General features: G+C 69.2%; 8 protein-coding genes. 2 read left to right on the top strand and 6 right to left on the bottom strand.

Going from position 1 to position 8030, the window contains the following annotated elements; genetic code table 11:
* Positions 1 to 100 precede the first annotated feature (100 nt).
* The gene (locus tag BM345_RS23655; protein WP_093384508.1) at positions 101 to 943 is read left to right on the top strand and encodes a crotonase/enoyl-CoA hydratase family protein; all 843 of its coding nucleotides are present in this window, start codon (positions 101 to 103) and stop codon (positions 941 to 943) included.
* Between the two features lie 61 nt (positions 944 to 1004).
* Complete coding sequence (locus BM345_RS23650) at positions 1005 to 1442, top strand: iron chaperone (protein WP_217654024.1); 438 nt, start codon at positions 1005 to 1007, stop codon at positions 1440 to 1442.
* A 31-nt stretch (positions 1443 to 1473) separates the two neighbouring features.
* Here BM345_RS23650 and BM345_RS23645 read toward each other — a convergent pair whose 3' ends face one another.
* From BM345_RS23645 to BM345_RS23620, 6 genes are all read right to left on the bottom strand, one after another.
* Positions 1474 to 2358 carry a 2-hydroxy-3-oxopropionate reductase gene (locus BM345_RS23645; RefSeq protein ID WP_093384506.1) on the bottom strand — a complete coding sequence of 295 codons (885 nt, stop codon included), beginning with the start codon at positions 2356 to 2358 and terminating at the stop codon, positions 1474 to 1476.
* Positions 2359 to 2383: 25 nt separating this feature from the next.
* Positions 2384 to 3196 (bottom strand): HpcH/HpaI aldolase family protein, encoded by an 813-nt coding sequence (locus tag BM345_RS23640; RefSeq protein WP_093384503.1) that lies wholly within the window; start codon positions 3194 to 3196, stop codon positions 2384 to 2386.
* A gap of 30 nt (positions 3197 to 3226) precedes the next feature.
* Positions 3227 to 4555 carry a glucarate dehydratase gene (gene gudD / locus BM345_RS23635; protein ID WP_093384500.1) on the bottom strand — a complete coding sequence of 443 codons (1329 nt, stop codon included), beginning with the start codon at positions 4553 to 4555 and terminating at the stop codon, positions 3227 to 3229.
* 57 nt (positions 4556 to 4612) lie between these two features.
* On the bottom strand, positions 4613 to 5578 hold the full coding sequence (locus BM345_RS23630) for a Bug family tripartite tricarboxylate transporter substrate binding protein (protein ID WP_093384497.1): 966 nt from the start codon (positions 5576 to 5578) through the stop codon (positions 4613 to 4615).
* A gap of 157 nt (positions 5579 to 5735) precedes the next feature.
* Positions 5736 to 6776, bottom strand: a complete 1041-nt coding sequence (locus BM345_RS23625) for a LacI family DNA-binding transcriptional regulator (RefSeq protein ID WP_093384494.1) — start codon at positions 6774 to 6776, stop codon at positions 5736 to 5738.
* A 50-nt stretch (positions 6777 to 6826) separates the two neighbouring features.
* On the bottom strand, positions 6827 to 8026 hold the full coding sequence (locus tag BM345_RS23620) for an acetate/propionate family kinase (protein ID WP_175545128.1): 1200 nt from the start codon (positions 8024 to 8026) through the stop codon (positions 6827 to 6829).
* Positions 8027 to 8030 lie beyond the last annotated feature (4 nt).

Below are 8030 nucleotides of genomic sequence, written 5' to 3'. Positions count from 1 at the left end.
CTCCTCACACAACAGGCCGGATACAAGGCAGCAGCCGACTTCTTCACAACACCGATGCGGGTTACTCCTCATAGCCGGGAGGCATCCATACAAGACACCCATGATCACCCTCTCGCCCGACGACGCCCGCATCCACTGGACCCGCCACGACAACGGCGTGGTCGAGCTGCAGCTGGCACGCCCCGACAAGATGAACGCGCTGGACCCGGCCATGTTCGACGCCCTGATCGACGCCGGCGAGCGCCTCAAGGCCGAAGGCGAGGCACGCGCCGTGGTCATCTCCGGCCAGGGCAAGGCCTTCTGCGCCGGCCTGGACATGCAGTCCTTCGCCCGCATGGCCGGCGGCGGCCCCGGCGGCAGCGAGGTGCTGGGGCAGGGCGCCACTGGCGTGGACCTGACGACCCGCACCCACGGCATCTCCAACGTGGCGCAGCACGTGGCCATGGTCTGGCGCGAGGTGCCAGTGCCGGTCATCGCCGCGGTGCACGGCGTGGCCTTCGGCGGCGGCCTTCAGGTGGCGCTGGGCGCCGACATCCGGCTGATCGCGCCCGGCACCCGCATGTCGGTGATGGAGATCAAGTGGGGACTGGTGCCCGACATGGGCGGCATGGTGCTGATGCGCGAGCTGGTGCGCGCGGACCTGGTGCGCGAGCTGACCTACAGTGGTCGCATCGTCGAGGCCGAGGAGGCGGTCCGCATCGGCCTGGCCACCCGCCTGGCCGAGGACCCGCTGTCCGAAGCCCTGAAGCTGGCCGCCGAGATCGCCGGCAGGAGCCCCGATGCCATCCGCGGCGGCAAGCGGCTGCTCAATGCCTCGACCAGCCTGGATGCGGCCGGGCTGCTGCTGCGCGAGTCGGTGGAGCAGAAGGCGCTGATCGGCAGCCCCAACCAGGTCGAGGCGATACAGGCCAATCTGCATAAGCGACCCCCTGCCTTTCGTTAGGGGCCAAGCCGCGGGCTTCCTGCTACGCTAGCCTGGGCAAAGGCGCCAGGAGGCCAGATTCATGGGCATGACAGCACACCGCTCGGCGCATCGCACCCGGACCGCACCCGGCGCGGCCGCCCCGCCCATCGCCGTTCCGGCCAACATCGACGAATACATCTCCGGCTTCGCGCCCGCCACGCAGGCGCTGCTGGAGCAGGTGCGCCAGGCGGTGCACGCCGCCGCGCCCGATGCGCGGGAGGTCATCAGCTACCGGATCCCGGCCTTCAAGGCGCACGGCATCCTGGTTTATTTCGCGGCCTTCAAGAAGCACATCGGCTTCTACCCGCCGGTGCGCGGCAGTGCCGAGCTTGAGGAGGCGGTGGCGCCCTACGCCGGCGAGAAGGGCAACCTGCGCTTCGCGATGGACCGACCGCTGCCGCTGGAGCTGATCGACCGCATCACGCGGCTTCGCCTGCAGCAGGACCAGACGCGGGGCGGGCCGGGCAAGAGGCACTAGGCCCGCACGGGCGGCGGGCCGGGGCGGGGCGCTATTCCTTGGCGACCGGATGGTTGGCCATCAGCTCCAGCGCACGCACCAGGGCCGAGTGGTCCAGGTCGCCCATGCCGTTGGCGGCGCAGGCCTGCATGAGCTGCGCGGCATTGGCCGTCTGCGGCAGCGACACGCCCAGTTCCTTGGCGCCCTGCAGCGCCAGGCCCAGGTCCTTCTGGTGCAGCTTGATGCGAAAGCCCGGGTTGAAGGTGCGCTTGATCATGCGTTCGCCGTGCACTTCCAGGATGCGGCTGGACGCGAAGCCGCCCATCAGCGCCTGGCGCACCTTGGCCGGGTCGGCGCCGGCCTTGCTGGCGAAGACCAGCGCCTCGCTCACCGCGGCGATGTTCAGCGCCACGATGATCTGGTTGGCCACCTTGGTGGTCTGGCCGTCGCCCACGCCGCCCACCAGGGTGATGTTCTTGCCCATCTTCTCCAGCAGGGGCTGGACCTTCTCGAACACCGACGGCTCTGCGCCGCACATGATGGTCAGGCTGGCCGCCTTGGCGCCCACCTCGCCGCCGGAGACCGGCGCATCCATGTAGTCGGCGCCGGTCTCGGCCACGCGCTTGGCGAAGGCCTTGGTGGCGATGGGCGAGATGGAACTCATGTCCACCACGGTCTTGCCCTTGGACAGCCCCTTGGCCACGCCGCCTTCGCCGAAGAGCACCAGCTCCACGTCGGGCGTGTCGGGCACCATGAGGAAGATGACTTCCGCATTGCGCGCCACCTCTTCGCCGCTGGCGCAGACCTTGGCGTTGGCGGCAGCGATGTCCGCCGGCACCTTGCTGCGCGTCTTCACGAAGAGCTGGTGGCCGGCGGCCGCCAGGTGCAGGGCCATGGGCGTGCCCATGATGCCCAGGCCGATAAAGCCGATGTTCATGACTTCTCCTTGTTGAAAGTGTTCATCAGTAGCTGGCGCTGCTGTTCGAAGCAGGCGCGGGGGCAGATGCTGGCGCCGCGCCGCCACGCATGCGGGTCAGCGCGGCCTGCGCGCCGGCGGCCATCAGCCGCGCGTCGGAGCCGACGGTGACGAACTGGAAGCCCTTGGCAATGCGCGACAGCGCCACCGCCGGGTCGCCGTTGTGCACGCCTGCCACCAGGCCGTGTGCCTTGGCGCGCGCAAGGATGTGGTCGATGGCCTGCTGCACCGGCGGATCGACGTCGTCGAACACCGGCCGGCAGCCCAGCGCGAGGGAGAGATCGGAAGGGCCGATGTAGACCGCGTCGAGCCCCTCGACCGACATGATCGCGTCGAGGTTGTCCAGCGCCTTGGCGGTCTCGATCATCGCGAAGGTCACGATGGTGTCGTTGGCGTGCTGCGGATAGTCGGCGCCGCCGTAGAGCAGGGCGCGCACTGGTCCGAAGCTGCGCGAGCCGCGCGGCGCGTAGTGGGTCCACTCGACCAGCTTCTGCGCATCTTCCCGCGTGTTGATCATGGGGCAGATCACGCCGTAGGCGCCGGCGTCCAGCGCCTTCATCAGCGATGCCGGCTCCAGCCACGGCACCCGCACGATGGGCACCGTGGGGGTTGTGGAGACCGCCTGCAGCATGCCCACCATGGCCTGGTAGTCGATCACGCCGTGCTGCATGTCGATGGTGAGCGTGTCCCAGCCCTGGTGGGCCATGGTCTCGGCGGAAAAGCCGTTCGGGATGGCGAGCCAGCCGTTGACGGCGGCTCCCCCGGACGACCAGATCTCACGCAGGCGGTTGGCTCTCATCGATGTCTCCGTTGGTTGTGTTGGATGAATCTATCGGACGAAGGCAGGGCGCTTCGGATCGAACTTCCAGCCCGGCAGCAGCGCCTGCATGGCGATCGCGTCGTCGCGCGCGCCCAGCCCGTGCTGCTTGTACAGCTGGTGCGCCTTCTCGACCTCGGCCATGTCCAGTTCCACGCCCAGGCCCGGCTTCTTCGGAACCTGCACATGGCCGCCCACGATCTGCAGCGGCTCCTTGGTCAGGCGCTGGCCATCCTGCCAGATCCAGTGGGTGTCGATGGCGGTGACCTTGCCCGGCGCCGCGGCGCCCACCTGGGTGAACATGGCCAGCGACACGTCGAAGTGGTTGTTGGAATGCGAGCCCCAGGTCAGGCCCCAGTCGCGGCAGGTCTGCGCCACGCGCACCGAGCCGGCCATGGTCCAGAAGTGCGGGTCGGCCAGCGGAATGTCCACCGACTGCAGCGAGAGTGCGTGCGTCAGCTGGCGCCAGTCGGTGGCGATCATGTTGGTGGCGGTGGGCAGGCCCGTACCGCGGCGGAACTCGGCCATCACCTCGCGGCCGGAGAAGCCATCTTCTGCACCGCAGGGGTCTTCGGCATAGGCCACCACGCCGCGCATGCGCTGGCCCAGGCGGATCGCGTCCTTGAGCAGCCAGCCGCCGTTGGGGTCGAGCGTGACGCGCGCCTGCGGAAAGCGCTCGTGCAGGGCGACGATGGCGTCGACCTCCTCGTCGCCGCGCAGCACGCCGCCCTTGAGCTTGAAGTCGTCGAAGCCGTACTTCTCGCGCGCGGCCTCGGCCAGGCGGACGATGGCCTGGGGGGTCATCGCTTCCTCGTGGCGCAGGCGGAACCAGTCGTTGTTAGCGTCGGGCTCGCTGGCGTAGGGCAGGTCGGTCTTCTTCTTGTCGCCGACGTAGAACAGGTAGCCCAGCATCTCCACGGATTCGCGCTGCTGGCCTTCGCCCAGGAGCGCGGCCACCGGCACTTCCAGGTGCTGGCCCAGCAGGTCGAGCATGGCCGATTCGATGGCAGTCACCGCGTGGATGGTGGTGCGCAGGTCGAAAGTCTGCAAGCCCCGCCCGCCGCTGTCGCGGTCGGCGAAGGCCTGCTGCACCTGCTGCAGCACGCGCTGGTGGGCGCCGATGGGCTGGCCGACGACCATGGGGGCGGCGTCTTCCAGGGTCTGGCGGATCTTCTCGCCGCCGGGCACTTCGCCCACGCCGGTGCGGCCGTCCGAGTCGGTGAGCACCAGCAGGTTGCGGGTGAAGAAGGGGCCGTGCGCGCCGCTCAGGTTGAGCAGCATGCTGTCGCGGCCAGCCACCGGGATGGCGCGCAGGGCAGTGATGGTGGGTGTGGAACTCATGGCTTTTCTTTGGTTTGCTTGCGTGATGTGTGACAGCAGAAGACTTGGGGAGAGCTTTCAGTCGGCAGTGATCTTGCCGGTCTCGATGACCTTTTTCCAGCGCGCGGATTCCTGCGCCTGGAAGGCGGCGAACTGCTCGGGCGTGTTGGCGACGATCTCCAGGCCGATGGCGCTGAACTGCTGCTTCACGGCCGGGTCGTTCAGCGCGGCGACCATGCTGTCGTGCGCCTTGGCTCGCACGTCGGCGGGCAGGCCCTTGGGCGCGACGACGGCCTGCCAGGAATAGACGTCCACGCCCTTCACGCCGGCCTCGGCCATGGTGGGCACGTCGGGCAGCACCGGCGAGCGCTTGTCGCCCGTGACGGCCAGGGCCTTGAGCTTGCCGGCCTTGATGTGCGGGATGACCGCGTTCACGTTCTGGAAGGAGGCGTCCACCTGCGCGCCCAGCAGGTCGGAGATGGCGGGAGCGCCACCCTTGTAGGGCACGTGCAGGCCCGTGGTGCCGCTCTGCTGCCAGAACAGCTCGGCCGTGAGGTGGTCGCTGGAGCCGTTGCCCGACGAGGCGAAGGTCATCTTGCCGGGGTTCTTCTTCTCGAAGGCGATCACGTCGGCCAGGGTCTTGTGCGGCGAGGTGGCGGGCACCACCAGCACGTTGGGCGCCTGCACGGCCACGGTGATGGTGTCGAAGTCCTTCAGCGCGTCGTACTGGATGCCCTTGATGAGGTGCGGCGCGATCACCAGCGGGCCCAGCGAGGTGACGAGGAACATGCTGCCGTCGGGCGCCGAGCGCTTGACCTGCGTGGCGCCGATGGTGCCGGTGGCACCGGCCTTGTTGTCGACCACGAAGGTCTGGTTGAGCGAGGTGCCCAGCTTGGTGCTCAGGGCGCGGGCCACCATGTCGGTGGAGCCGCCGGCCGGGAAGGGCACCAGCAGTGTCACGGGCTTGGACGGCCAGGTCTGGGCATGGGCGGCCACGGCGGCCAAGCCGAGGGCCAGGGTGCAGATGAGCTTTTTCGTCAGCATGTGGATGTCTCCGGAGGGAAGTGATGAGCAGGGAGCGGAAAAGGTCGCTTCGTGATGCGGCGCGGTACGGTAGCGCTACCATGAAGATGCATGAATGGTAGCGCTACCGTTCGAGGCGTCAAGGTTTTGAACTAAGGGATAACCCGGGCCGTGCGGCTCAGGCGCTCGCGCGTTCGATGATCTGGAAGCCCACGTCCACCACCGCCGCTTCAGCCGTGCGGCCCTCAGCGCGGTCGATGATGAAACGCGCCGCCTGCCGGCCGATGGCCTGGCCGTCAATGCGCACCGTGGTGAGGGAGGGCTCCAGGTCGGCGGCGAACTCCAGGTCGCCGAAGCCCGTCACCGCCAAGTCCTTGGGCACATCGATGCCGCGGGTGCGGGCCTCCGTCAGCACGCCCAGGGCCAGCAGGTCGGAGCTGCAGAACACGGCGTCCACCGCGCCGCTTTCCAGCAACTGGCCCAGCGCCTCCCGACCGCTCTTGAGCGTGGTGGGTGCCGGCACCCGGACGGCCACCACCTCGGGCAGGCCCGCAGCGCGCGCCGCGGTCTCGAAGGACAGCAGCCGCCGATCCGCCCGTTCGTCGTCGCCGGCCACCACCGCCAGGCGCCGGTGGCCCTTGCCGATGAGGTACTCGGCCATCGCCGTGCCCACGTCGACGTGCGAGAAGCCCACCAGCATGTCCAGGGGCGTGGGCGTCAGGTCCCAGGTCTCGACCACGGGAATGCCAGCCGCCATCAGGCGCTTGCGGCCCTCGGCCGAATGCATGATGCCGGTGAGCACGATGCCGTCCGGCCGCCTGCCGATGATGGCTTCGAGCAGGGCGTCCTCGCGCGAATTCACGTAGCCGCTCTGGCCCAGCATGAGCTGGTAGCCCGACTCGGCCAGCGCCTCGGTGAGGGACTGGATGCTGTTCTGGAACACCGGTCCGGCGATGGTGGGCACCACCGCCGCCACCAGCCGGCTGCGCGTGGAGGCCAGGCTGCCGGCCAGCCCGTTGCGCACGTAGCCGGTCTTGCTGACCGCGTCGGTCACCCGTTTGAGCACCTCGGGCGAGACCTGTTTGGGTGAGCTGAGCGCACGCGACGCGGTGATGGGTGCCACGCCCGCCAGCTTGGCCACGTCGTGCAGGGTGACCGCGCCGCTGCCGCGGCGTGAGCGACGGGTGGCAGCAGGTGCGGCGGGGCTGGGCTGGTCCATGCCCGCATTTTATAGACCGTGATAGCGCTACCGTCCAGCGCCCCGTGGTTTCAGGCTGCCAGCACTTGCAGGGTGTGGCGCGCGATCATCAGTTCCTCGTCGGTCGGGATCACCCAGGCCGAGCAGCGCGAGCCGGCCGTGCTGATGCGCGGCCCTGCCTTGTCGTTGGCCGCGGCGTCCAGTTCGGCGCCCAGCCAGCCCAGGCCCTTCAGCACGCGCTCGCGCACCGGCGCTGCGTGCTCGCCGATGCCGGCGGTGAAGACCACGCCGTCCAGGCCGCCCAGCGCAGCCGCGAGCGAGCCGACCTCGCGCACGATGCGGTAGACGTAGAGATCGACCGCCAGCGCGGCACGCGGCACGTCGCTGCCCAGCAGGTCGCGCATGTCGCTGGACACGCCCGAGACACCCAGCAGGCCCGAGTCCTTGTAGAGCATCCGCTCCACCGCCTTGGGCGCCATGCCGCGCTGCTCCAGCAGGTACAGCAGCACGCCGGGGTCGATGGCGCCGCTGCGCGTGCCCATGGGCAGGCCTTCCAGCGCGCTGAATCCCATGGTGCTGGCGATGCTGCGGCCGCTGTCCATGGCGCACAGGCTGGCGCCGTTGCCCAGGTGCATGGCGATGACCTTGCCGCGCGCCAGGTCAGGTGCCACTTGCGGCAGCTGCGAGGCGATGTATTCGTACGAGAGCCCATGGAAGCCGTAGCGCCGCACGCCTTCCTCGAAGTAGCGGTAGGGCAGCGCATACATCTGCGCCAGCTCGGGCGTGCTGCGGTGGAAGGCGGTGTCGAAGCAGGCGACCTGCGGCACGCCGGGGAGGGCCTCGAAGGCCAGCCGGATGGGGGAGAGATTGTTGGGCTGGTGCAGCGGCGCCAGCGGCGAGAGCGCTTCCAGCTTGGGCATCACTTCGGGCGTGACGATCATCGGCTGCGAGTAGTCGGGCCCGCCGTGCACCACGCGGTGGCCGATGCCGCGCAGCGTGCCGCCGGGCACCAGTTCGCGAACGGCCGAGATCACGTGGTGCAGCGCCGCGTCGTGGCCCAGCTTCTGGCCTTCGCCCCAGCGGTGTTCCTGCAGGACCTTGCCCGAGGGGTCCTTGGCCACGAAGTGCGGCGAGGTGTCCAGGCCTTCGGCCAGGCCGCGCAACACCAGGCGCAGATCGCCGCCGTCGGGCTCGTAGAGCGAGAACTTGAGGCTGGACGAACCCGCATTCGCCACCGCCACCATGCCGCCGTCGGCCGAGGCTTCGATCATTGCC

This window comes from Variovorax sp. OV329 (assembly GCF_900114785.1).
Taxonomy (GTDB): domain Bacteria; phylum Pseudomonadota; class Gammaproteobacteria; order Burkholderiales; family Burkholderiaceae_C; genus Variovorax.
This window is presented reverse-complemented; position numbering and strand designations above follow the sequence as displayed.